Below are 24241 nucleotides of genomic sequence, written 5' to 3'. Positions count from 1 at the left end.
TATATGTAGAAGCAGGGCGGATGTTATGGACGTTTATACCGGTTTTATCGGAATTGAGCATTCGCCTAGATGGACAGCCGCGAAGCTGGCGTGTCGGTTTGTCCTGACATGGCAAATGCCGGATCGCTGCCGACGGCGTCCGGCGAAAGGCATTATGGACACGCCGGCGGTAGAGGGCGGCGGCCTGCAAATTGGCGAATATGTTTAATCCGGGATTCGGCGCGGTGTGATTTTTGGCATCCAACGACGATCTGAGAGGCAGCGCCAGCGCTTGTAATCGTAATGCACCCCACGGATAGGAGAGGACAAGCGTTGAAGCGTTCCATCTCGACGATGCTGTCATCATCATTGGCATCGACAATGACGGGGATAGAACGATCAAAGATCGTATACGACTCGAAAAAAACATCGCCAGCATACGGATGATCCTCTTGCCGCTGTACAGCAAGACCGCGGAGCATCGCAGTCGATTCCACCCGATCGCCGATTTGCAGGACGCCGGCCTGCGAGATTGTATTAATATCAATGCCACCGACTTCGTAAGTGCGGTCTGGGCAGCATTCGGGCGCAGGAAAGGTCGGTTCGGGAAGCTCGATGTTCAGGAAAATGACGGGCATGTTAAGCGGTCTCCTGCATCACAATGCTACCGTTACAGGATTGGATTCTACGGCGCCAAACTGCGGCTCGCCGATCGCATTGTCAGCGCCTTCCGGCAATTGAAGCGGGGCAATTGGCCCGACCACTACGGATTCAGGCGGCGTATCGAACATCGAGTAGAGTGATACGGTGCCAGTGTCGCCAACCTGCAGCATGGATGAGCTCGAAACGCCGAGCACCTCGATCGAGCCTACGCAAATTTCATGATTAATGACATACATTCTCATACCGTATTGACGCCTCCTGCGTTCGTTCCGCCGTTAGCTAGCTTGTTCAAGTACTGGCGGAACGCCATTTCGATATCGCGAATTGTTTTCGTCGTTACTTGCTCTTCGATAGCGCTGTCGTCTTGCTCGTCATCGCCTTGATCCTTGCTGACCTGCTGCATATAATATTGAATGCGCTGCGGCATTTGCTTGCGAAGATCTTCGATGACGATGCGACGGTGAAAAGGATCTAACGGCAAGTTTTGTTCCATCTCAAAGGCGCCCAAGCGAATAGGAGCGGTCTGATCCAGATAAGCATCCACCCGCGATTGAATGGCCGAGAAGGGCGGGGGCGGCTGCGTGGCAGCCGGGGAGGCCGTCGGAAATACGTTAGGCGGTTTTTGAGCTGGCGCTGCTCCGGCTCCAGCTCCGGCCCCGGTCCCGGATTGTCCTGCGCTCATTCCTTTTTTGGCTTGCTGGACGATCAACTGGTCAATATCGGCTTCATCGCCATCAGAAGGAGGCTGAATGCCGATATTGAGCGTGCCATCCAGTTTCTCAACTTTTAATTGGTCAAAATGGTACTCCAGCTTCTCAATATTGTAGGTCGGCTTTCCTTCTACAGCCTTGAGCTGAGCGTACATTGCTTCCATCCGCGCGTTAAGCTGCATGATCTGATCCTGCTGCTGTTTCATCATAAGCTGCACTTGCTGTACCCATGAAGCCCAACCTGGCCAGCCTGTCGACGACTGCTGATGTTCGGGTGATATCGGGGGCTGAGGCTGTCGTGGCGGTAAGCCGCTATCGGAAATGGTCATTCATGTGCACCTCGCAATAAGGATCGAATTTAATTCGGATTCGGGAGCGGGACGAACGACAATGGGTTTTCTTCGCCTAGCTGAGGCGCTGGCCCGGTAAATCCGCCAGAGTTATAAAGCTGTGACAAGGATCGGATGGAACCCGCGCTTCCGACTTGCAGCACCGAGCTATTGGAAACGCTCTCTACGCGCAGTTGATTGATCGTAATCTGCTGATAAATCGTCCAGTTGCTCATATGACATTAACGCCGTTCCCAAGATCATTCGTTGTATTGTCTTGCACGTCCGGATCAATGGTGTTCGTTGCGCTGAGCGCATTGTTGGAATTCGCTAAGCCGCCTGTAAGGAAAGAGCCCGCGCCCGCATACGTTTTGGAAGCGCTGGAAGGCGACAATTGCACCGCATCTCCGAATTGGACGATCGAGCTGGAACCGACGCTTGTAATGTTGACAAAGCCTACGACGGATGGCATACGTTCCTCCAACCTCCTTCACATGTCGTTCGATATACCGTTATCGTATGCATGAATTGGATGTTGGTTCCGCTCCTGCCCATACGAATATAGTCACCGATGTACCGAATGCGGGCGCATTGGCATACGATAAAGAACAGAGCGGCGAAAGCCAGTGTTTGGCGAGGAAGGAGAGGTGCATGATGTCGAGGTGGGACGAATTGGAGCGATGGATGCAAGAGCAGCAGCTTCCTCGCGGTTTTGAGGCATTGAAAAACACGGGGTGGATTGAACGTTACGTCAAAACAATGATGACCAAGGCAATGCCGGAGCAAATGGCGCAAAGCGTGCAAACGGATCAAGCGGCGCAGCAAGGGCATAGCCGTGCGGAAACATTTGAAACGCATCATTTTATCGTTGTCAAATGGCCTCTCCCGCGCGGTGCGCATCCTTCCTCGCTCCGATTGCTCGTTAGGGAGGATCGTATCCGCATTGAAGGGTTGCCCGGGGATGGGAAAGATACGGTCAAACTGCCAAAGCTCGTGCTTCCGCGCGTATGCAAAGCGTTATGCCGCGACGGCATCCTGCAGGTGAAGCTGCGCAAAAGGCCTGTGAATCGGCAATATTACGAGACAACGATCCGATATTAATGATTATTTGTCATGATTTTGACGCAGAAGCATACTGGAAACGCTCCCGCCGTTCCTATATAATGTAGCGAGGCGGATTTTGTAAGGGACGAGCCCTTCTTGTTCGCTGTTTACATAACGAATAGACTTTCATTGGCAATGTAGCTTGCGAAACCAATTATCGTATAGGATACAGGGGGTTCCACCATGACGCTAGTAGACGTCAGCAGCGTGTCTCCGGCACTGTTTGTTCTTGGCGCCGTATTCATTTTGCTTATTTTCTCCTTGCTTAGCTTAGGCGTTCTAAGCATGTTCCAGCTTCGGTTCCGTTCAGGCTGGTACTCATTCGGCGGCGCAATCGTTAGTTCGGTTGTGTTTGTCGTCATTTTGAACCGATGGTTTGTTTGACTCGAGGGTAGCAGACCATCACCATTATTCCGCTAGCGGGATTGCCGGAATCGGCACTTCGTGCTAGCGGTTCTTTTGTATCAGGCGGCTATTTAGCTGCATATCTCAGGAGGTTGTCATCGATGTGGAGTGGACTATGGTTTTTAACGAATATGGTGTTTGTCGCATGCATTATTGCTTATTTATTCGCTCATCGCTCCGTTTCGGAGGCTAGAAGGATGGATACGCCGGTTGACCGGATTCGTACGTTATCGCGCAGGAGAATGGCGCTCGGCGTCGCCAGCGTTGTGATGTTTTTCGTAATGGCCGGCTGCTTTATGATTAATATGCGGTTGAATGGATAACAAGCCGGGAATTCCTGATTTCGTATAAATTGGAAGTTAAATATGTACAAAACGTGACAAACTCCCGTCTGAACGCAACCTTTGCCTGCTGTCTTACGTCCAATGGACATATACGCTTTTCGCTGATGGTAGCTGAGGCGATAAAGCAGTCAGCAGTAGATAAAGGAGTCGTTGTATTGAAAACGTTCAAATGGTTGTTGCTCACGTCCCTGCTCTTGTCTTTATTTACCACTTCCTATGTGATTACTCCACCAGTAGTACAGGCCGAAGGCGCTGTCACCGATATGATTACGATGAATAAGAATAGCAAGATTATCGTACATAATGGCGTCAGCACGACCGCTGCCCAGCCGCTAACCTTTATCAAAGGCGTTTCATACATCCCGTTGAAAGCGATCGCTGTCGAATACGGCTACAAGGTTACATACGATGCGGTGAAGAAAGACTTCATCGCAACGTTGGACAACACGGAGCTGCGGTTAAAAGCGAATTCAACAACGCTTATGCAGAACGGAACGAAAGTGACGATGTCCGGACCGGCGATTAATCAAGCAGGATCGTTTATGGTTCCGGTTAAAGCATGGGCCAACCTGACGGGGAGCAAGCTGACTTTGTCGGGTACGGTCATGAACTTGACGTGGTCGAAAGCGCCGACGAAGGCGACTGCAGCATTTGAAGTATTGGCGCCATCGGTCATCTATGCGCAGCAAACGACTGTGACGTATGTGGACAAATCGTTCGTTCCAGACGGTTCCGGCATTCAGAATGAGGTTTGGGACGGCCGCATGGACATTTTCCCTGAGCCAGGCACGTACACGATCACGCACCAAATTCAAGACGGCAATGGCGTATGGAGCGATCCGTACTCGGTAACGATCGAGGTAAAGGCGCCGAATCAGCCGCCAGTAGCCGATTTTACGATTGAGAAACAGGTATATCGCATAGGCGAGAACGTTATTTATACCGACCGCAGCACGGATGATGAGAATGCGATTGCGAAGACAACCTGGACGGGCAACAACAAGGCTTTCTTCGCGGCAGGCGATTATCCGGTTACGCTGGAAGTGCAAGATAACTACGGCTTAACCTCAACCGTGACCAAAATCGTATCTGTATCCAATGAAGTGCTGTATACGGAAGACGAATATGGGAGACTGTTTACGGCAGTTGGGGAGCGATACAAGATTAATGGATCGGCTGTGAAGGATTACCCGGCAATTGCGACGACGCCGATCTCGGAGCCAGCCCAAATGGTGCGCAGCAACAGCCCAGAGACATGGACGACGGAAGGGATCGCGTACGATGACCAGTTGCTAGGCGAAATTCGTTTCATGTTCCATAATCAAAATAACATTGGCGTTCCAGTTAGAATGTACCTGCTTGCGACGAATCTTGGCGACAAAACAGCAAATGTAGGTGTTGGCGCAACGGGCATCGGCGGTCCGAATCCACAGGTTGCCGCTACCGGCAAAATGTCTGCAGCACGTTATCTCGCAGCACTGAATGCGAAGCCTGCAACGACTTGGATGACTGTCAAGCCAGGCGAGACGAAAGAAGTGCTGCCGATTATCTCCAAGGCGCCGATTAAGCAAGATGATGTATTCTCGGCGTTCGCCGATTTAGTAACGGATCAGCGTTTGCAGTTCCAAATCGTCGTTGTGCAAGATGGCAAAGATCCGGTCGCGACGCTGCCAAGCTTGTCTTATCTGTCGCGCGACACGCATGTTCGCGGTACGTTCAATGGCACGAACCGGACGATTGAAATTAACAGCACGATTGGCCATCAGCCGCAGCGTATCGTCATCGGCGACGGTAAATCGGATACGTTCCAAGACGGGTATGACGGCTTGACTGGAAATTTGGAAGTGAACAGAGGCAACTTCGGCGTTCTTTACAAAATGAAGCTCATGCATGTCGCGCCGCGTACATTGATTTCGCTCAATCCGCGTGGCGGCTATTACATGGGGGCTTTCCTCGTTAACGGCAACCTCGTGACATTGCCAGCCAGCGGTACGACGGTGAAGGATGCGAATGAAGCAGGCGTATTGTATCGCACCGGAGAAAGCGAAGAAGCGGTTGAAATCGTGTTTACGATAGCGCCAGGCGGGAACTTGCCGATTAACATGGTATTCACGCCACTGCCAGAAATTCGCTGGTAGTCTTATAGAATCAGGCCGTTCCGGCTTTGCGACTGATCTGTGATCATGTCCAAGGCGGTTCGGTCTGATTCTTTTTTCTAGAGCCAGCCAAAAGTGAGAATTTGACGCCCACCCTATTTTCGGGCATGATGAATGAAAGGGAGAGGAGGGATCCGCTATGATGATCAAAGTGCTGCAGGCGCCTGTCCGCTTCTATCGGCGCGCGATCTCGCCGCTGAAGCCGCCAAGCTGTCGGTATTATCCGACATGCTCTTCCTACGCATTGGAGGCGCTGGAGAAGCATGGCGCTGCTCGTGGTTCCTGGCTGGCCGTCAAGCGGATTTGCCGCTGCCATCCGTTCCATACAGGCGGGTATGACCCTGTGCCAGAGCCTCGATCCAAGACATCGTCTTGACATCGGCTGGTCTCGTTCGGTATATTCTGTCATAAGGAAAGTATGTCACGATCACATATGAGCATATCATGAACCGATGAACGGATAAGTATGAGAAGCGACCATCCCAGAGAGCCGGAGCAGCTGTGAACCGGTATGGAGCGCATTCAGAAAATGGTCCGGGAGGACCCGCGATCGAGCAGGGGAGCGTGAACGGATAATGCAATGCCGTTTGGGCCTACTGTAAGAAGCGGCGTTTCGTTCCGCGTTATGGAACATGCCGTCTTCACGGACGGCGAATGGAGCTTCTAATGGCTGCGCAGATGTTGGGCGTGGATCCATTTAGAAGAAAATTGGGTGGTACCGCGTGAGTGAGAACTCTCGTCCCATGTTGGACGGGGGTTTTTTGTCGTCTTTTCAGGCAATAACTTCAAATTAAAGGAGCGAATTAGAATGAGTGAATCGAATAAGTCATTTTATATCACTACGCCAATTTACTATCCGAGCGACAAGCTGCACATTGGACATGCTTATACGACCGTAGCAGGCGATGCAATGGCGCGCTATAAGCGGCTTCGCGGCTATGACGTACGTTATTTGACCGGAACGGACGAGCATGGCCAGAAGATTGAGCGCAAAGCGCAGGAGAGCGGCAAGACCCCGCTGCAGTTCGTGGATGAAATCGTACTCGGAATCAAAGAACTGTGGAAGAAGCTTGATATCTCGTATGATGATTATATACGGACGACGGAGGATCGTCATAAGCGCGTCGTGGAACGTATTTTTACGAAGCTAGTGGAGCAGGGTGACATTTACAAAGGGGAGTATGAAGGCTGGTACTGTACGCCATGCGAGTCGTTCTTCCCGGAGCGACAGCTTAATGATGGCAACTGCCCGGATTGCGGTCGCCCGGTCGAGCTGGTGAAGGAAGAAAGCTATTTCTTCAGCTTGAGCAAATATGCAGACCGGTTGCTGCAACATTTCGAGGAAAACCCGGAGTTTATCCAGCCTGAGTCCCGTAAGAACGAAATGATCAATAACTTCATTAAGCCAGGGCTTGAGGATTTCGCCGTATCGCGGACAACGTTTGATTGGGGCATTAAAGTGCCAAACGACCCAAAACATGTTGTGTATGTATGGATCGATGCGTTGTTCAATTACATTTCGGCACTTGGCTATGACACATCGGAGGATGGGCTGTACCGCAAATTCTGGCCTGCTGATGTGCATCTGGTCGGTAAAGAAATCGTTCGTTTCCATACGATCTACTGGACGTCTATGCTGATGGCTCTTGATTTGCCGCTGCCTAAAAAAATTTTCGCGCACGGCTGGTGGCTGACGAAGGAAGGCAAAATGTCCAAATCCAAAGGGACGGTCATCGATCCAGTCAAGCTGATCGACCGTTATGGTCTGGACGTGCTTCGCTACTTCCTACTCCGTGAGGTGCCGTTTGGCTCAGATGGAGCGTTTACGCCAGAAAGCTTCGTTGAGCGGACGAACTTCGATCTAGCGAATGACCTCGGCAATCTCCTGAACCGTACCGTTGCGATGATCGACAAATATTTTGACGGCGCAATTCCGGCTTATACTGGGGATGTAACGGCATTCGATGTGCTGCTTCGCCAGCAAGCGGTTGAATCGATTGAAGCAATCGAAGCGGCAATGGAAAAAATGGAGTTCTCTGTCGCATTAACTGCGTTGTGGCAGCTTGTCAGCCGGACGAACAAATATATCGACGAAACACAGCCGTGGGTGCTGGCGAAGGATGAGTCAAAGCGAGCGGAATTGGCGTCCTCGATGTATCATCTCGCAGAGTCGCTGCGGATCGTATCGATCGTACTGCAGCCATTCTTGACGAACGCGCCTCGCGCGATGTGGGCGCAGCTAGGCATCGAAGCAGGTGAACTTACGACTTGGGACAGCGCCAAATCATTCGGCACGCTGCCAGGCGGTACGCGTGTTAGCAAAGCCGAGCCAATGTTCATGCGTCTGGACCAGGAGGAAGAAATTGCGTTCATCATCGCTTCGATGAGCGGGGGCACAGAGCCAGCGGCCGAAGATCCTGCAGCCGCAGTTGCGTCTGCGCCAGCGGAACGTCCAGCTGCGCCGGAGCAAGCGGAAGAAATCGGCATCGATGATTTCGCTAAAGTCGAGCTGCGCGTCGCGCAAGTGATCGCGGCCGAGCCGGTAGCGAAGGCGGACAAGCTGCTGAAGCTGCAGCTGGATCTTGGCTTTGAAACGAGACAGGTCGTATCTGGCATCGCGAAGTATTACACGCCAGAGCAAATGATTGGACGGAAAGTCATTTGCGTAACGAACCTGAAGCCTGTCAAGCTGCGCGGCGAGCTGTCGCAAGGGATGATCCTCGCAGCCTCGGAAGGCGATCAGCTCACTTTAGCAACGGTGCCTGGCAGCATGCCCAATGGCGCGATAGTAAAGTAATCCTGCTTGCAAAACTGCAAGAGAGCCTCCGGGCTCTCTTTTTTCTATCCTTCGAATGGGCTTTGAATAGTTCGCAGGATTTGTTCCGATAGTGATAATAAGGCTTTTGGTCTTTTTCGTAATTTCTCCGATTAGTGTTGACAGGTCCAGAGAAGCCCCCCTATAATGGCTAAAGCGAGTAATTGTTATTATTACGATTAAGAAATTCGCATGGATAGAAGAGACTTCGTGATCGGGAAATGGGGAGAATGGATGAAAAGGACGAAAAAATGGGACATGCGGCGCAAGGACATGCGCATATGGATCATAGGAACTGCTTTAGCCATCTTGTTGGCAGGCTGCGGCAATCAATCGGGCGCAAAATTAGCGGAGGACAAGACGAACGTAGTGACGAGCTTCTATCCGCTTTATTATTTGGCTAGCGAGATTGGCGGAGAGGATGCCAACGTCATCAACTTAATTCCTGCGGGCGTTGAGCCCCATGAATGGAGCCCGAAGAGCCGAGATCTCGACATTACGTCCAAAGCGCAGCTGCTGCTGTACAACGGAGCGGGGCTTGAGGGCTGGATCGAAGATTTTCTGCAAGGGCTGCCGAAGAGCAGCAAGCTGGTAACCGGCGAAGCTAGCGATGGCATTGCGCTGCTGAAAGGCGATGAAGACGAACGCGGCTTGGATCCCCACACATGGGTTAGCCCGAAGTCGATGCTTCAGATGGCTGACAATGTGAAGAAGCTGCTTATTCAAGTGGATCCGGCTCACCAAGCTGATTATGCTGCCAATTACGAGGCGCTTATTGGTAAGCTGAAGGCCTTGGATGAGCGGTTCACAACGCAGCTCTCGGCCGTTAGCCGCCATGACATCGTCGTATCCCATCAAGCTTTCGGATATTTGGCACGCGATTACGGCCTCCATCAGGTGCCGATTATGGGCCTTTCCCCTGACGCAGAGCCGCGGGCCAAGGATTTGCTCGACATCGCGAAGTTCGTTAAAGCGAACGACGTCAAATATATCTTCTTCGAAGAGCTTGTCTCCAGCACGCTTGCAGATACGCTTGCTCGCGAGGCCAAGGTCGATACGATGGTATTGAATCCGATTGAAGGCTTGACCCCGGATCAGGAGAAGAAGGGTGACGATTATGTTACATTAATGGATTCGAATTTGCAAAATCTGCTTAAGGCATTACAATAGCTTTAGTATTGCAACGTAAAGGAGGGCTGCTCATGTCGGAGCAACTGGTCATCGAGCGCCAGCGGCCGGCAGCAAACGCGAGCTGCCATGCGGATATTATTACGCTGAAGGATATCGCGTTCTCATATGAATCGCAGCAGGTCATGGAGAAGGTATCCTTCTCCGTACAGCAGCGCGATTTTACAGGCTTGATCGGATCGAACGGGGCAGGCAAGACGACGCTCCTGCGTATGATTGTCGGATTGCTGAAGCCGGCATCGGGGTCCATTTCGCTGTTCGGCACGCCGATCGCGCAGTTTAAGGATTGGCATCGAATCGGATATGTACCGCAAAAAAATTCGTTTAACCCGCTATTTCCCGCCACCGTGCGGGAAGTTGTGCTGTCTGGCCTATACGGCCGAAACAAGCAGTTTCGGCGTCTGACGAAGGCAGACCAGACGAAAGCGGACGAAGCGCTGCATGCCATGGGCATCGAGGATTTGGCGCCTAAGCGAATCGGCCAGCTGTCTGGCGGCCAGCAGCAGCGTGTGTTTTTGGCGCGGGCGTTAATCAATAATCCGGAATTGCTCATTTTAGACGAGCCGACAGTCGGGATCGATTCGGAGACGCAGGCGGGCTTCTTCCATCTCATCAAGCATATGCATCAGCATCATCGCATGACGTTCCTCATGGTATCGCATGACATGGATATGATTCGAGGCTACCTGGGAGAGAAGCCGGCACAGGAATGCGGCAAACTGAAATTTTATGTCCGTCATTCCCATGATGCCGAGGATTGCGGTGAGACGAATATTGCTCACAGCCTTAAGGGGCTGAGGCAAGTGCTGGAGAGAGAGAAAGAGGGCGTAGTCATTGGAAATCCTAACAACTGAGTTTTTTCAACGCGCACTTATTGGCGGCTTATTGATCGGAGTAACGGGACCGCTTATGGGATTGTTCCTTGTTTTGCGCAGATTGTCGATGATCGGAGATACGCTCGCGCATGTTTCGATCGCAGGCGTTGCGCTAGGCTTCTTGATCGGGGTATATCCGATCGCGGTAGGTCTGATATTCGCGCTGGCCGCTTCCTTCGCGATTGAGAAGCTGCGCAAAGCTTACAAGACATATGCGGAGCTATCCATTGCGATTATTATGTCAGGCGGAGTTGCGCTCGCCTCGCTGTTCTTTACGCTTGGGATGGGGTTCAACGTCAACGTCTCCAGCTATTTGTTCGGAAGCATTTATACGCTCGACAATATGGATCTCATTGTGATTGGCGCCGTAACGGTGGTTGTGCTGGTGCTGCTGCGCCTGCATGTCAAGGAGCTATTCCTCCTTACCTTCGACGAGGATGCAGCTGCTGTTAATGGCCTGCCGGTTCGTTATTACAATTTGATGATGAGCGTGCTTACGGCATTGGTTATTAGCGCTTCGATCAAAATCGTCGGCGCGCTGCTTATATCCGCGCTATTGACGATACCGGCTGCTTGCAGCCTTGTGGCGGCCCGCAGCTTCAGACAGTCTGTGTTCATCGTTGTCATCGTTGCGGAGATCGCTGTCATTGCCGGCCTGCTCATCGCAGGCGTATGGAACCTCGCGCCTGGTGCAACCATCGTACTGCTGCTCATCGCGATCCTGCTTGTGATGCTATTCGGGCGGACCCGCTTCCGTACAAGCGGTTAACCCAGAACAACGATTCGTATAGCCGTTAGAGACTGGAGTGAATGGAATTGACGGACGTTAATACAGGGCTAGCCTTTGCAGCAGGCATTGCTTCGTTCATCTCGCCTTGCTGCCTGCCCTTATATCCATCGTATTTATCCTACATAACAGGCGTATCTGTGACCGAACTCAAATCCAGCGAAAAGAGCGGCAGCGTACGTTGGCGTACGATGTCGCATACCTTGTTTTTCCTGCTCGGATTTTCGGTCGTGTTTTACACGCTCGGCTATGGAACGAACCGTTTTGCAGATTTTTTCAGTGAATATGAGACGTTAATACGGCAGCTGTCGGCGATTCTCATCATATTGATGGGTCTTTTCTTGATCGGGCTGTTTCAGCCGCAGGCGCTCATGAAAGATCGGAAGCTGCACATGCGGCTGAAAAAGCCGAGCTATATTGGCGCCTTTATTTTTGGAATCGGGTTTTCGGCAGGGTGGTCGCCATGCATGGGACCCGTACTGACGGCGATTCTCGCGCTTGCAGCGTCCTCTCCGGGAACATGGTTCCAAATGACGACGGCTTACGCGCTTGGCTTTGCGATTCCGTTCTTCGCGTTAGCTTTCTTCGTCGGTTCGACGAGATGGGTGTTAAAGTATTCCGACAAGCTGATGAAGCTGGGCGGCTTCGTTATGATTCTGATGGGTATTTTATTGTTCACGGACCGTATGACGCAAATTACGATCTGGCTTAATATGATCACGCCGGACTGGATGAAAATCTAAGCCCGCTTTTAAGTGAAATAATCGATGGTCGATTCAGGGAAATGATCGAAGATGCGCTCCGATAAATACATGCGGAGCGCATCTGCTTGTTCATCAGGGTAAACATATTTTCCTTGTCCCCAACGTCCCCATTTGTACTTGCGCTTCTCAATGTCCATCTCCAGCTTCGTTTTCGGATATCTTCGCTCAATAACGTTTTTGGCCGTTTTCGTAAACCGATGCTGAATCAGCTCGAACGTTAAGTTCTGCCTCGCCTCAGGCGGGAGTGATTTAGCCAGTTGTTCAATGAGCTCACCATAGCCGTCCTCCCAGCCTTCATGCCAGATGATCGGCGCGATGATGAATCCGATCGGATAACCTGCATGCGCCACTTTACTTGCCGCTTCAATACGCTCCTCAAAGCGCGAGGTGTTCGGTTCAAAATGGCGAATGACATATTTGCTGTTCACGCTGAAGCGAATGCGGGTGTGGCCATTGTGCCTGGCATCCAGCAGGGAGTCGACATGGTGGAATTTGGTAACGAACCGAAGCCGCCCAAACTCTTGATCGGCCATGAATTCGATGAGCTCGCGCAGGCTGCCGCTTATCGGTTCAAGCCCAACGGGATCGGATGTGCATGCAGCCTCAAACCGCGTAATTTCCGGCTTGCGCTCCTCGATGTAGCCGCGCGCGGCTTCCATAATGTCATCCGTATTCACATAAATGCGAATGTACGGCTTGGCGCCGAGCGTTGTTTGCAAATAACAATAGTGGCAATGGCCCATACAGCCTGTCGCGATGGGGATCGCATACTCCGCGGAAGGCTTGGACGTGTCGAATTTCAACGTTTTGCGGATTCCGACGACTAATGTTCGCTTGGCCATTTTGTATTGCTCCAGCTCCGTATCGCCAGGCAAATTGGTAATGCGATTATGGCTGGATGTCATCCGGTAAGGAATCCCTTCTTGCTGCGCCCAATCAAAAATCCGCCTGCCTTTGGGATATTCGAGCGACTTTGGTTCAAAGTAAATAAGATCAGGGATAAAGGACGGCTTCGGCTTAGGTTTCGCTGCCGGCGGTGCGGGTCGATCGAGAACGGTAGTGCTCATGAGACGGCCTCCTTGCACGATTTGGAACCTATAAGTCCATTCCTTCAAACATTAGTGTGCGATGTTCGGCTATAGGTCAAACCTGTGAACGGAAGGAAACATTTGGGCTGCGCGCCGACCGGATGCGGTTGCAGTTGCGTGGTGAACGTTGTATGATACTAGGAGCAGCGCCGGGAGACAAGGTGCACATTGGAAGTTAGGGGGTTCTCCAGTGCCGACACCGAGCATGGAAGATTACTTGGAACGTATATACAAGCTAATAGACGAGAAGGGCTATGCACGCGTGTCTGATATTGCCGAAGGGCTTGAGGTGCATCCGTCCTCTGTGACGAAGATGATCCAGAAGCTCGACAAGGACAACTATCTGATATACGAGAAGTACCGCGGGCTTGTATTGACGAACAAAGGCAAGAAGATGGGCAAGAGGCTTGTAGATCGGCATCAGCTATTGGAATCGTTCTTAGAGATTATCGGTGTACAGGAAGAGAACATATATCGTGACGTCGAAGGAATCGAACATCATCTAAGCTGGGACTCGATCACTTGCATTGAGACGCTGGTCGAATATTTCCGGGTTGACAGCACAAGGCTCGAAGAGTTAAAAGCGATTCGAAGCCAAATGGAGAATGAATAGGGCAATGAAGATAGAAAAGGCTGCTTTCGTCGCATTAGCGATAGAAAGCAGCCTTTTTGCTGTGCATGCGATTATCAGTGGTAACGAGGGAACTGATCATCATCTTTGCCGCCCTCGATAACCTTGAAAGGTACGGTCTTGCTGCTGCGCGAACGCGGCTTGGCAGCATTGCGCGATGTTCGGCCTGAGGCTTTGCGTCCGTTGCTGGTCCGATAGGCACGGGCACGGCCGCCAGGCGGAAACTTATAAAGTACAAATACGGCGCCCAGCACGATTACCGGGATCAGAACTGCACTCCATTGCCCCGTTCGCATGATTTGGGAAATCATTTGCACGAGACCCAAGACGATTAAAGCCGCCACGACGATGCCCCACGCTGCATCCTTATTCCGCCGTACCATCGCTCATCACCCTTTCTGCTGCCAAATCAACATTCGTTCGAGACTTATGACGCTTTGGAGCTGGACTGCTCCATCTGGCGGTCGAGCTCGCGCATCCGGTTGAAGGAAGCGATCGAGACTGCAACCTGATCGTCAGTCGGCTCCTTGGTCGTCAGCTTCTGAAGCCACAGGCCAGGATAGCCGAGGTAACGCAATACAGGAATTTCTCGCAATGCGTTCGTGAAGCGAAGCACTTCATACGAGACGCCGAGCACAACAGGCAGCAGCAGCAGGCGCAAGTAGACGCGTTCCCACATCGAATCCCAATGGAAGAAGGAGTATACGATTACCCCGACGAGCACGGAAAATACGATGAAGCTGCTGCCGCAGCGATAATGCAGCGTGTTGAAACGTTGGACATTTTTGACTGTGAGCTCCACGCCAGCTTCATAAGCGCTTATAACCTTATGCTCCGCGCCATGATACTGGAACAGCCGTTTGACGATAGGCGTCAATGAAATGATGTACAAATAGCAAAGCAGGAAGACGATTTTGATAAGGCCTTCAATCAGGTTGTGTAATAGTATATTCTCGAATGCTTGCCCAAAGAGCAATTGTTCGACCATCGCGGGCACGAGCGTAAAAATCGCCTTGCCAACGATGAAGGAAATGATGCCGGCTACAGCAACGCCGACGATCGCGCTAAGGCTGAGGCCTGAGCTTTTCGGTTTGTCGGTTGCGGCTGTGCTGCTCGTTGAAGCTTCTCCGTCCTTAGACGCTTCTCCTGCCTCATCGGCAGCGTAGGTTTCTACGGAGAAATTCAAATGCTGAGAGCCTTTGGCACTGGATTCTAATATGCCGACGACACCTCGAACGAGGGGAATGCGCTTTAATGGTTTTACCCAATTTTTGGTTGTGCGAGGAACCTCGTAATAAACGATTTCTTGATTGGTTTTGCGGCGAACGGCCGTGACGTTCACATGCTTGCCGGCGAACATAACGCCTTCAATGACGGCTTGTCCTCCGTAGATACTGTTCGATTGCGGCAAAAGGATTTCACCTTCCTTGTTTATGCATACAGCCTGCTTTTCATGCGGCTTTCTCTATTGTACTTCATTAAACGACCGTTTGCCACCGTCCGCGCAGCATGGCGGTTACCGATGGGATGAACTTGCCATACTAGAGATGGATACCTGCACATCTAAGGATAGGAAAGGGCGTGGACAACGGATGGCAAGGCAACAAAAGCACGCGGTCGTGTGGAGCCCGCAGTCGCATAAGTCAGGACAAAAGTCACAAAAGCATGCAAGAAATGATCAAGGAGATTCCAGCAAAAAGCATACGAATCCGTTAACCTTTTGCTTATCGCTCGGTTTTTTTGCGGGCTTGATATGGGGCGTCGTGCGCGGCGTGTCCTATTGGCTCCAATTTACAAAAGTAATGCCTGGCATGCTGGCAGAGCCTTTCTTCAAGCATAGTTTTCTGGATACAGGCTGGGGTTACGCCGTAGGCATCGCTGTCTTTATTGTGTTTAGCATGATCGCTGCACTGTTATATTACGCCTTATTCGGCAGACTTGCCGGTCCGTATATGGGCATTATTTATGGCCTGCTATGGTGGGTGGCGATATTCGCTGCTCTCGGACCTGCAATGAAGATAACGCCTGCTTTAACCGTTATTGGATGGGACACGCTGCTTACCGAGCTGTGCGTGTTCACGCTGTGGGGCGTATTTATCGGCTATTCGATCGCGTTTGAGTTTACGGACGAAGCTTCGCGTGAGCCGATTGGCTCCAAAGCAAGCCAGAGCAAAGCATAGCGATTCGAGGGCATGCGCAGGAAACTCTTCTCAAACGGCTTAAGCCTGTGGTAAAATGTCTAATGGACTTTTGCGCGGTTGCGCGGGAGCTAGCGGCATTCGCCGCAAGGAGGTGCAGCATGCGCAAAATAATCGTGCTTAACGGACCGAACCTGAATATGCTGGGCGTTAGGGAGCCGGGCATCTATGGTTCGGACACGCTGCCAGCGATCGAAGAACAGATTCGCGCGCTCGGCGAAGAGCTTGGCCTTGCCATCGATTGTTATCAATCGAACCATGAAGGCGCGCTTATCGACCGGATTCATGAAGCTTTCGGCCATGCCGACGGCATCCTCATCAATCCAGGAGCGCTAACGCATTACAGCTATGCGCTGCGCGATGCCCTAAGTACAGTTGCTCTGCCAGTAGTTGAAGTGCATCTGTCCAACATCCATAAACGCGAGGAATTCCGGCATCACTCGGTCATAGCGCCAGTTGCAGTTGGACAGATCGCTGGATTTGGTGCAGATAGCTATCTGTTAGGCCTGCGCGCGCTCGCAGCTCATTTGGCGCGAGCTTAAGAACGGCACGGCTAGAGTAAGCTTGGTCTGAATTGTGCGAGGAGGTATAACGGGAATGGCAAACACAAGAGTGGACCGTCTGCGCGAGAAGCTGGCGGAATCAGGCCTTGAGGCCATGTTGGTGACGTATTCGCACAATCGCAAGTACCTAAGCGGATTTTCCGGATCTTCCGGTATGCTGCTTGTTACGTCGAGCGATATTTGCCTGTTGACAGATTTCCGTTATATGACGCAGGCAGCAGAGCAGACGCAAGGCATTACGATCATTGAGCATGCGGCGAAGCCGGTCGAGACGGTACGTGATCTGCTTGCTGCCAAACAGCTTTCCGTGGTTGCGTTCGAGCAAGAGCATGTTACATACGCTGAATTCGCAGAGTGGACCAAGCAATTGGGCACAATCGCGCTTCGGCCTGTATCCGGATTAGTTGAAGCTATTCGGATGATAAAGGACGAGCATGAGATCGCGATTATGCAGGAAGCAGCTCAGCTTGCGGACCGCACCTATGCGTTCGCGCTAGGCATTATTCGACCAGGCATCACGGAGCTCGAGGTTGGCCTCGAGATGGAAACCTTCATGCGCAAGGGCGGCGCCTCTGGCCCATCCTTCGAAACGATCGTCGCGTCAGGCGAGCGCTCGGCATTGCCGCATGGCGTAGCCAGCGAACGCATTATCGGAACCGACGAGTTCGTGAAGCTTGATTTTGGCGCGTATTACAAAGGATACTGCTCCGACATTACGCGCACCGTCGTTGTTGGCCGTGCATCGGATCGGCATCGCGAGATTTACAATATCGTGCTCGAAGCTCAGCTTCATGCCTTGGCGAACATTCGACCAGGCATGTCGGGGCGAGAAGCGGATGCTTTAGCTCGTGATATTATTGCCAAATACGGCTACGGCGACAATTTTGGGCACAGCTTGGGCCACGGACTTGGACTTGAAATTCATGAAGCGCCTCGTCTATCCAAGCTAAGCGATACGATTTTAACACCTGGCATGACGGTAACGGTCGAACCCGGCATTTACCTCCCTGGCTTTGGGGGCGTACGTATTGAGGATGACATCGTTATGACGGAATCCGGGATTAAAATATTGACATCGTCATCGAAAGAGCTCACCGAGCTGCGCGTTTAATAATAACGCGATGGGCAAGTGAATCGTCAGAGATGAAGAGCAACAATAGCAGGAACTGCACCCGGCTTCATGCCGGACAGGCTTCGCTCATTATTAGGAGGGACATAAGCTGTGATCTCAGTTAACGATTTTAAAACAGGCCTTACCGTTGAAGTGGAAGGCGATATTTTCACGGTAATCGAGTTCCAACACGTTAAACCGGGCAAAGGCGCGGCATTCGTACGCTCCAAGCTCAAAAACCTTCGTAACGGCAACACGGTAGAAAGAACGTTCCGCGCTGGCGAGACGATCGGCCGCGCACAGATTGATAACCGTGCCGTTCAATACCTGTACAACTCGGGATCCGAGTACACGTTCATGGACAACGAAACGTTCGACCAATTCAACCTCGAGAAGGATCAGCTTGAGTGGGAACTCAACTTCCTTAAAGAAAATATGACGGTAAACATCGCTAGCTACAACGGCGAAATTATCGGCATCACGATGCCTACGAGCGTTGAGCTCAAAGTTATCGAAACCGAGCCAGGCATCAAAGGCAACACGGCGACGAACGCTACGAAAGCAGCGAAAGTCGAAACGGGCCACAGTGTGCAAGTGCCTATGTTCATCAACGAAGGCGATGCGCTTCTGATCGATACGCGCGACGGCAAATACATTTCCCGCGCTTAGTTGTCTCTGCGAGCGATTCGGATACGTCCGAGTCGCTTTTTTTGTATTCTGCATATTTTATAGACAGCAGTACCCGAATCCCCCGTTCGTATGCTATAATATTGTCTTGTATGCTAATGTCAAGGTTGGGAGTGAATCAGCTTTGTCGTTGATTGTGATGAAATTCGGCGGAAGCTCCGTCGGTACACCAGAACGAATGCAGCGGGTCGCACAGCGAATTATTCAAACGAAGGAAGCGGGCAACCGTGTAGTCGTAGTAGTCTCCGCTATGGGAGATACGACGGATGATCTAATTGATCAATCGAAGCTACTGAACCCGAACCCGCCAGCTCGCGAAATGGATATGCTTTTGACGACAGGTGAGCAGATCTCTGTTGCGCTGTTGTCAATGACGATACACCAGTTCGGCCACCAAGCGGTTTCGTACACAGGATGGCAAGCGGGGATTGTAACGGAAGCGGTACACGCTAAAGCACGTATTTCGGACATTCGTCCGGATCGGATTTTCAAATCGCTCGAGGACGGTCAGATCGTCATCGTAGCCGGTTTCCAAGGGATGTCTGAAGAAGGCGAGATTACGACGCTCGGACGCGGCGGGTCGGATACGACTGCCGTTGCGCTTGCGGCCGCAATTAAAGCCGATGTTTGCGAAATCTTCACGGATGTGGACGGGATTTATTCCACGGACCCGCGTGTTGTCAAATGCGCGCGCAAGCTGAACGAAATTTCGTATGATGAAATGTTGGAGCTCGCGCATTTAGGCGCTGCGGTCTTGCATCCGCGTGCAGTTGAATATGCGAAGCACAACAACGTGAAGCTTGTTGTTCGCAGCAGCTTCAACCAGAATGAAGGAACGACGGTGAAGGAGGTAGCGGTCATGGAGCAAGGCGTGGTCGTAAGCGGAATTGCTTTTGACAAGAACGTAGCGAGAATTAGCATTCTAGGTGTCGAGGATGTACCGGGCGTGCTGGCGAAAGTGTTCGGAGCACTCGCGAATAACGGAATCGATGTTGATATTATCGTGCAAAGCGGCGTTCAAGGAGGCAAAGCGGACTTCTCCTTCACGTTGTCCAGCGATGATGCCGAGAAAGCGATCGAGGTTATCGAGAGCATTAGCGGCGAGGTGCCATACCGCGAGACGACTTCCGAGGTTAACCTTGTGAAAGTATCGATCGTTGGCGCCGGAATGGTGAGCAACCCTGGAGTTGCGGCTACAATGTTCGAATCGATCTCGAAGCTTGGCGTAAGCATCAAGATGGTGAGCACGTCGGAGATCAAGTGCTCCTGCGTAATCGCTGCTGATAAGCTGAATGATGTTGTACGTGAATTGCATACGGCATACGGCTTGGATACGGCGGAGCAAGTGTTCGTAGGCGGACCGCAGGATCGTCGATAAGATTCGATTGGAAGAGACAGCTCCGGAGATAATTCGGGGCTGTTTTTTTTATGTGAACGCATATAGGACTTTTGGACTATTGTCGGGTTGTGCGCAACATGCTAATCTGATGAAGCAGCGAAAAGAAACCGGTTTCCTATTATTATGCACACGGTGAGGAGGTTATTTTCGGTTGTTGTATGCGGCGTAGTTAGTCGGTTTTCCGCTACATTATGAAAGCGCTTAATTAGAGAGAAAAGAGGGGAGGTTTATCATTTTGTTTACAGGGACCAAGTCGAGCAAGAGAGCGAGAAAGTTCGTCACGATGGGACTTTTTGCTTTGCTGTCTGTGCAATCGTTTGCTCTTGGCGTGTCTGCGCCTAAAGCGAATGCAGAGATTGCGGCATCCCACGTGTACCACAATCATATGCCTAACTTTTGGCCTTACTACGACACGACCGGCTATTCATCGGCTGCTGTCGGAGCGCCAATCCGGTACATGTACGATGGCCAAGTCATCGAGCTGAAGCAAAATCCGCCAGCCAATTACCCGTATTATTTGCCCAATGGCAATCCAATGCCGCATGACGATCTCGTTAGCTACTATTCGCATCATGCGAAGGTAGGCGCGTATCTGACATGGCCGTGGAGCGTAGCGACTACGCTTAAGCAGAATTATCCACAGGCGCAAATGCAGGTAACGATGTCTGGCTCAGCCGTGACGAACGTCAACGATCTGGTGTCGCATGGCGGGATTGCTGCTTACTCCAATACGAACTGGGCAGCGCCTTGGAAGACGGCGTATGACACGCTGAAGACGACGCTTGGCAACCGAACGATGGATTTGATCCATTTTTCAGGCCATCACTCGATGGGACCGCTGGTTGGCAACGACTACATGCTGAAAGATCTCATCTATCAGAATGTCGTGTTCGCACAGCCTAACTTCTTGGGCAACTCGTTCCAATCGTCCAAAGGGTATTTCCCGACAGAGCTTGGCTTCTCGGAACGGATTATTCCGGTGCTTGAGAAGATGGGGATTCAATGGTCGGTAATCGGCAATAACCATTTCTCGCGGACGCTCAAGGATTATCCTTACTTGAACGATCCAGGCGTAGATACGATGGTGTCGCCGCCTAACCGTGCAGACTTGCAAAACGTGAGCACAGTAGGCTCGTGGATCTCGCAGCCGATGTTCAACGAGGCGCAAGTTGTTCGTAATAAGTTCCCATTTGCTTCGACTCCGCACTGGGTTAAGTACGTAAACCCAACGACAGGTACAGAGTCCAAAATCGTTGGCGTACCTGTTGCGCAGGCTGAGTCATGGGAAGAAGGTTACCAAGGTTCTGTGACAGCCAAGGATATTAAGCCGTTCGAAGGCATTTCGTCGCAAAAGCAGTTCTTCGTCATCGCGCATGACGGCGACAATGCAAGCGGACGTGCAGGCTCCGAAGAAACTTGGCGTAATGCAGGCAACGTTACTTACGCTGACAGCGGCGTAAAAGGCATGGGTATCGACGAGTACCTGCGCACCAACACGCCTGCGGCTAACGATGTGGTACACGTTCAGGATGGCTCTTGGATCGATACGCGGGACTCTTCATCCGATCCGCAGTGGCATCACTGGAAGCTGCCATTCGGCATTTGGAAAGGACAATTCGCTGATTTCAACCGAGTCAACGGAACGAACTTCGAGCCGAAGAAGAACATCAATGGCGAGCAGGATGGCATGACGGTATCGTTCGAGTATGGCTATCACTACCTGGAGCGCAACTTCGCATTGCTGCAGGCAGCGCTCAACTATGCGCAAACAGCTGAGCAAATCTGGCTGGGTGACCATCCGAACTACTGGCAGCCGACAACAACGCTTGACCGCCAAGTAGCTCCTCCGGGCAACCAGTTGAATCCATGGATGCTGTCGTTCCCGACGAAGGGCGATGCGAGCCGCGATTATGCAGGCGGCGCGAACCCTGCCGAGCTGTCGTGGTACTTCCTCATTCCAGCAATGGATTCAGGATTCGGTTATTACGACGAGAATGTGGACGATTCGGTTAAACCGACGCTTTCATTCAACCAATCCTTGTTCTTCTCTAAACCGTATGTACAGCAGCAGCTGGCAAAGGATGCGACTGGTCCTTCGGTTTGGTGGCCGCAGCGTTGGCCGTACAACCCAGGCAGCGTAAACAAGGACAAGTCGGAAGGCTGGACGACGCAATACTTCGATAATACGTTTGCAGTTTATACGTACGCGTACGATGTGAGCGGCATCAACGACATTAAAGTCAAAGTTCGCACGCATCGCGACAAAACGGCTGACACAGCCGACAATACGTTCCGCGTCTACAACCCGACACAATTGGCAGCCTCCGGCGTCAGCAACATCGACCCGGCTAAAGTAAGCGATTGGGTCAGCTACAGCATGAACCGCCGCGATATGAAGCCGGATATGAACGGCGTGGCTTGGCAGGCTTCGACAACTGCGGTGCTGCAGAAGCTGAAGGCGCAAGAAACAGGCGACCTGTTCTACACGTATTTGGGCGACTATCGCGACCAGCTCGTCGATTATTACATTGAGGCAGTTGATGCTAAAGGCAATGTAACGAAGAGCGATATTCAAACGGTATATGTAGGCGCAGGCACGTACAAAAACGAAGGCGGAAAAATCGTAGAAGACGTTAACGGAACGATTAAAGGAACCTATCCGTTCATTACGGATAAACCGATCGTGCCGGATACGGAAGCTCCGACTGTTCCGACGAACGTAACGTCGCCATCGCAATCCCGTACGACGATTACGCTTTCGTGGACACCTTCGACGGATAACAAAGGCGTAACGAGTTATGAAATTTCTCGCAATGGCACAGTAGTCGGAACGAGCACGACACCGACGTTTACCGATAGCGGGCTTGCTTCGCTCACGTCCTATTCGTACGAGGTGACAGCGAAGGATGCTGCCGGCAACGTGTCTGGCAAGAGCACGCTGATCAGCTTCTCGACGAACAATCAAAGCAATGAAGTGACCATCTATTATAAGCCGGGCTATTCAGCGCCATACATTCACTACCGTCCAACAGGCGGAACGTGGACGACCGCTCCAGGCGTTGCAATGCCAGCAGCTGAGACGGCAGGCTACTTCAAGAAAACGATTGATGTTGGAACCGCAACAGGGCTTGAAGCCGTCTTCAACAACGGCTCAGGGACGTGGGACAACAATGGCGGCAAGAATTATACCTTCGGTCTAGGCACTTGGACATTCAGTGGCGGTACGATTACGTCTGGAGCGCCAACGCCGCCGCAGCCAACAGATACGGTGGCGCCAACGACGCCTGCGGGTGTGACGGCAACGGCTGCAGCAACAGGAACGTCCGTACAGATTGGCTGGAGCGCGTCGACTGACAATGTAGGCGTGACAAGCTACGAAGTACTGCGAGACGGCGTTGTCATCGTACAGACGACTTCTTTATCGTATACCGACAATGGACGTACGCCAGGCGCTACGCATGCGTACACGGTGCGTGCGCTAGACGCTGCAGGAAACAAATCCGCATTGAGCGCACCGGCAAGCGTAACGCTGCCAGTACCTGCAGATACGGTGGCGCCAACAGTGCCAGCTGGCCTGACGGCAACAGCTGCATCGACGGGGACGTCCGTACAGATTGGCTGGAGCGCGTCGACTGATAATGTGGGCGTTACAAGCTATGAAGTGCTGCGTGACGGTGCTGTCATCGTACAGACGACTTCATTATCGTATACCGACAACGGTCGTACGCCAGGCGCTACGCATGCGTACACGGTGCGTGCGGTAGACGCTGCAGGAAACAAATCCGCATTGAGCACGCCGGTGAGCGTAACGCTCACAGTACCGACTACGAACAAAGTAACCGTCTACTACAAGCCGGGCTATGGAACGCCTTATATTCACTACCGTCCGACGGGCGGAACATGGACGACTGCACCAGGCGTGCAGATGGCAGCGGCGGAAGTGACGGGATACTTCAAGATCACGGTTGATATTGGCACGGCAACAGGCCTGGAGGCGGTATTCAATAACGGCTCTGGCACATGGGACAACAATGGCGGCAACAACTACAACTTCGGCGTTGGCACGTGGACCTTCAGCTCAGGCACGATAACAGCTGGAGTGCCAGTGACGCCTCCGCCATCCACGCAGGGCGTTACGATTACGCTTACTGTACCTGCGAATACGCCTGCGACAGCGGATGTCTATCTCTCAGGCAGCGTGAACAACTGGAATCCAATTGATCCAGCCTACAAGCTGACGCGCGGCAGTGACGGCAAATATTCAATCACACTGCCTATAACAGCCGGAACTGCACTTACCTACAAGTTTACGCGCGGCACTTGGAGCAATGTGGAAGTTGCGTCGAACGGCGCGGATATCGCGAATCGGACCTATACGGTTCCAGCGGGCGCGTCCACCTTGGCATTGACGGTACAGAAGTGGAAAGATCTTTAAGCTTTGAATG

At 52.0% G+C, this 24241-nt stretch carries 25 protein-coding genes; 17 read left to right on the top strand and 8 right to left on the bottom strand.

Going from position 1 to position 24241, the window contains the following annotated elements:
- Positions 1 to 152: 152 nt before the first annotated feature.
- From PAECUDRAFT_RS17225 to PAECUDRAFT_RS17205, 5 genes are read right to left on the bottom strand one after another with little or no spacing between them, the layout of a single operon-like run.
- Positions 153 to 617 carry a spore germination protein GerPE gene (locus PAECUDRAFT_RS17225; protein ID WP_006039407.1) on the bottom strand — a complete coding sequence of 155 codons (465 nt, stop codon included), beginning with the start codon at positions 615 to 617 and terminating at the stop codon, positions 153 to 155.
- A gap of 18 nt (positions 618 to 635) precedes the next feature.
- On the bottom strand, positions 636 to 884 hold the full coding sequence (locus PAECUDRAFT_RS17220; RefSeq protein WP_006039406.1) for a hypothetical protein: 249 nt from the start codon (positions 882 to 884) through the stop codon (positions 636 to 638).
- Positions 881 to 1681, bottom strand: a complete 801-nt coding sequence (gene gerPC, locus PAECUDRAFT_RS24835) for a Spore germination protein GerPC (protein ID WP_006039405.1) — start codon at positions 1679 to 1681, stop codon at positions 881 to 883. Before gerPC ends, PAECUDRAFT_RS17220 begins: the two co-directional genes overlap by 4 nt.
- A gap of 29 nt (positions 1682 to 1710) precedes the next feature.
- The gene (locus PAECUDRAFT_RS17210) at positions 1711 to 1917 is read right to left on the bottom strand and encodes a spore germination protein GerPB (protein ID WP_006039404.1); all 207 of its coding nucleotides are present in this window, start codon (positions 1915 to 1917) and stop codon (positions 1711 to 1713) included.
- Positions 1914 to 2153 carry a spore germination protein gene (locus PAECUDRAFT_RS17205; RefSeq protein WP_006039403.1) on the bottom strand — a complete coding sequence of 80 codons (240 nt, stop codon included), beginning with the start codon at positions 2151 to 2153 and terminating at the stop codon, positions 1914 to 1916. The genes PAECUDRAFT_RS17210 and PAECUDRAFT_RS17205 overlap by 4 nt, the downstream gene beginning before the upstream one ends.
- Before the next feature lie 179 nt (positions 2154 to 2332).
- On the opposite strand from PAECUDRAFT_RS17205, the gene PAECUDRAFT_RS17200 reads away from it, so the two are divergent.
- The 10 genes from PAECUDRAFT_RS17200 to PAECUDRAFT_RS17155 all read left to right on the top strand — a co-directional run bounded on the left by PAECUDRAFT_RS17200 (position 2333) and on the right by PAECUDRAFT_RS17155 (position 12098).
- Positions 2333 to 2782 (top strand): Hsp20/alpha crystallin family protein, encoded by a 450-nt coding sequence (locus PAECUDRAFT_RS17200; protein WP_006039402.1) that lies wholly within the window; start codon positions 2333 to 2335, stop codon positions 2780 to 2782.
- Between the two features lie 186 nt (positions 2783 to 2968).
- Entirely contained in the window at positions 2969 to 3169 is a 201-nt protein-coding gene (locus tag PAECUDRAFT_RS17195) for a hypothetical protein (RefSeq protein ID WP_006039401.1), read from the top strand.
- A gap of 122 nt (positions 3170 to 3291) precedes the next feature.
- The gene (locus PAECUDRAFT_RS17190; RefSeq protein WP_006039400.1) at positions 3292 to 3513 is read left to right on the top strand and encodes a hypothetical protein; all 222 of its coding nucleotides are present in this window, start codon (positions 3292 to 3294) and stop codon (positions 3511 to 3513) included.
- 176 nt (positions 3514 to 3689) lie between these two features.
- Positions 3690 to 5672 (top strand): stalk domain-containing protein, encoded by a 1983-nt coding sequence (locus tag PAECUDRAFT_RS17185; protein ID WP_006039399.1) that lies wholly within the window; start codon positions 3690 to 3692, stop codon positions 5670 to 5672.
- 160 nt (positions 5673 to 5832) lie between these two features.
- Positions 5833 to 6066 carry a membrane protein insertion efficiency factor YidD gene (gene yidD / locus PAECUDRAFT_RS17180; RefSeq protein WP_040713110.1) on the top strand — a complete coding sequence of 78 codons (234 nt, stop codon included), beginning with the start codon at positions 5833 to 5835 and terminating at the stop codon, positions 6064 to 6066.
- Positions 6067 to 6498: 432 nt separating this feature from the next.
- Entirely contained in the window at positions 6499 to 8487 is a 1989-nt protein-coding gene (metG, locus tag PAECUDRAFT_RS17175; RefSeq protein ID WP_006039397.1) for a methionine--tRNA ligase, read from the top strand.
- 252 nt (positions 8488 to 8739) lie between these two features.
- Positions 8740 to 9675 carry a metal ABC transporter substrate-binding protein gene (locus PAECUDRAFT_RS17170; RefSeq protein WP_006039396.1) on the top strand — a complete coding sequence of 312 codons (936 nt, stop codon included), beginning with the start codon at positions 8740 to 8742 and terminating at the stop codon, positions 9673 to 9675.
- Positions 9676 to 9707: 32 nt separating this feature from the next.
- The gene (locus tag PAECUDRAFT_RS17165; protein WP_006039395.1) at positions 9708 to 10547 is read left to right on the top strand and encodes a metal ABC transporter ATP-binding protein; all 840 of its coding nucleotides are present in this window, start codon (positions 9708 to 9710) and stop codon (positions 10545 to 10547) included.
- Entirely contained in the window at positions 10528 to 11337 is an 810-nt protein-coding gene (locus tag PAECUDRAFT_RS17160) for a metal ABC transporter permease (protein ID WP_006039394.1), read from the top strand. Before PAECUDRAFT_RS17165 ends, PAECUDRAFT_RS17160 begins: the two co-directional genes overlap by 20 nt.
- A gap of 47 nt (positions 11338 to 11384) precedes the next feature.
- Positions 11385 to 12098, top strand: coding sequence for a cytochrome c biogenesis CcdA family protein (locus PAECUDRAFT_RS17155; protein ID WP_040713103.1), 714 nt, complete (start codon positions 11385 to 11387; stop codon positions 12096 to 12098).
- An 8-nt stretch (positions 12099 to 12106) separates the two neighbouring features.
- On the opposite strand, the gene splB is transcribed toward PAECUDRAFT_RS17155, so the two are convergent.
- On the bottom strand, positions 12107 to 13186 hold the full coding sequence (gene splB / locus PAECUDRAFT_RS17150; RefSeq protein WP_006039392.1) for a spore photoproduct lyase: 1080 nt from the start codon (positions 13184 to 13186) through the stop codon (positions 12107 to 12109).
- A gap of 211 nt (positions 13187 to 13397) precedes the next feature.
- On the opposite strand from splB, the gene mntR reads away from it, so the two are divergent.
- Entirely contained in the window at positions 13398 to 13820 is a 423-nt protein-coding gene (gene mntR / locus PAECUDRAFT_RS17145) for a transcriptional regulator MntR (RefSeq protein ID WP_006039391.1), read from the top strand.
- A 74-nt stretch (positions 13821 to 13894) separates the two neighbouring features.
- On the opposite strand, the gene PAECUDRAFT_RS17140 is transcribed toward mntR, so the two are convergent.
- Positions 13895 to 14221 (bottom strand): hypothetical protein, encoded by a 327-nt coding sequence (locus tag PAECUDRAFT_RS17140; RefSeq protein WP_006039390.1) that lies wholly within the window; start codon positions 14219 to 14221, stop codon positions 13895 to 13897.
- A gap of 44 nt (positions 14222 to 14265) precedes the next feature.
- Positions 14266 to 15249 (bottom strand): DUF1385 domain-containing protein, encoded by a 984-nt coding sequence (locus PAECUDRAFT_RS17135; RefSeq protein ID WP_006039389.1) that lies wholly within the window; start codon positions 15247 to 15249, stop codon positions 14266 to 14268.
- A gap of 181 nt (positions 15250 to 15430) precedes the next feature.
- On the opposite strand from PAECUDRAFT_RS17135, the gene PAECUDRAFT_RS17130 reads away from it, so the two are divergent.
- The 6 genes from PAECUDRAFT_RS17130 (at position 15431) to PAECUDRAFT_RS17105 (ending at position 24231) form a co-directional block, all read left to right on the top strand.
- Complete coding sequence (locus PAECUDRAFT_RS17130; protein ID WP_006039388.1) at positions 15431 to 16018, top strand: YqhR family membrane protein; 588 nt, start codon at positions 15431 to 15433, stop codon at positions 16016 to 16018.
- Between the two features lie 119 nt (positions 16019 to 16137).
- Positions 16138 to 16578, top strand: a complete 441-nt coding sequence (gene aroQ / locus PAECUDRAFT_RS17125) for a type II 3-dehydroquinate dehydratase (protein WP_006039387.1) — start codon at positions 16138 to 16140, stop codon at positions 16576 to 16578.
- A gap of 55 nt (positions 16579 to 16633) precedes the next feature.
- Entirely contained in the window at positions 16634 to 17710 is a 1077-nt protein-coding gene (locus PAECUDRAFT_RS17120) for a M24 family metallopeptidase (RefSeq protein WP_006039386.1), read from the top strand.
- 111 nt (positions 17711 to 17821) lie between these two features.
- The gene (gene efp / locus PAECUDRAFT_RS17115; protein ID WP_006039385.1) at positions 17822 to 18379 is read left to right on the top strand and encodes an elongation factor P; all 558 of its coding nucleotides are present in this window, start codon (positions 17822 to 17824) and stop codon (positions 18377 to 18379) included.
- Between the two features lie 142 nt (positions 18380 to 18521).
- Positions 18522 to 19775, top strand: coding sequence for an aspartate kinase (locus PAECUDRAFT_RS17110; RefSeq protein ID WP_006039384.1), 1254 nt, complete (start codon positions 18522 to 18524; stop codon positions 19773 to 19775).
- A gap of 256 nt (positions 19776 to 20031) precedes the next feature.
- Positions 20032 to 24231: a carbohydrate binding domain-containing protein gene (locus PAECUDRAFT_RS17105; RefSeq protein WP_006039383.1), complete on the top strand. Its 4200-nt coding sequence runs from the start codon at positions 20032 to 20034 to the stop codon at positions 24229 to 24231.
- The last annotated feature ends 10 nt before the right edge of the window (positions 24232 to 24241 follow it).

The organism is Paenibacillus curdlanolyticus YK9, assembly GCF_000179615.1.
Taxonomy (GTDB): Bacteria; Bacillota; Bacilli; order Paenibacillales; family Paenibacillaceae; genus Paenibacillus_T; species Paenibacillus_T curdlanolyticus.
The sequence above is the reverse complement of the archived record's forward strand: the minus strand, read 5'-3'. Positions and strand labels throughout refer to the sequence as shown.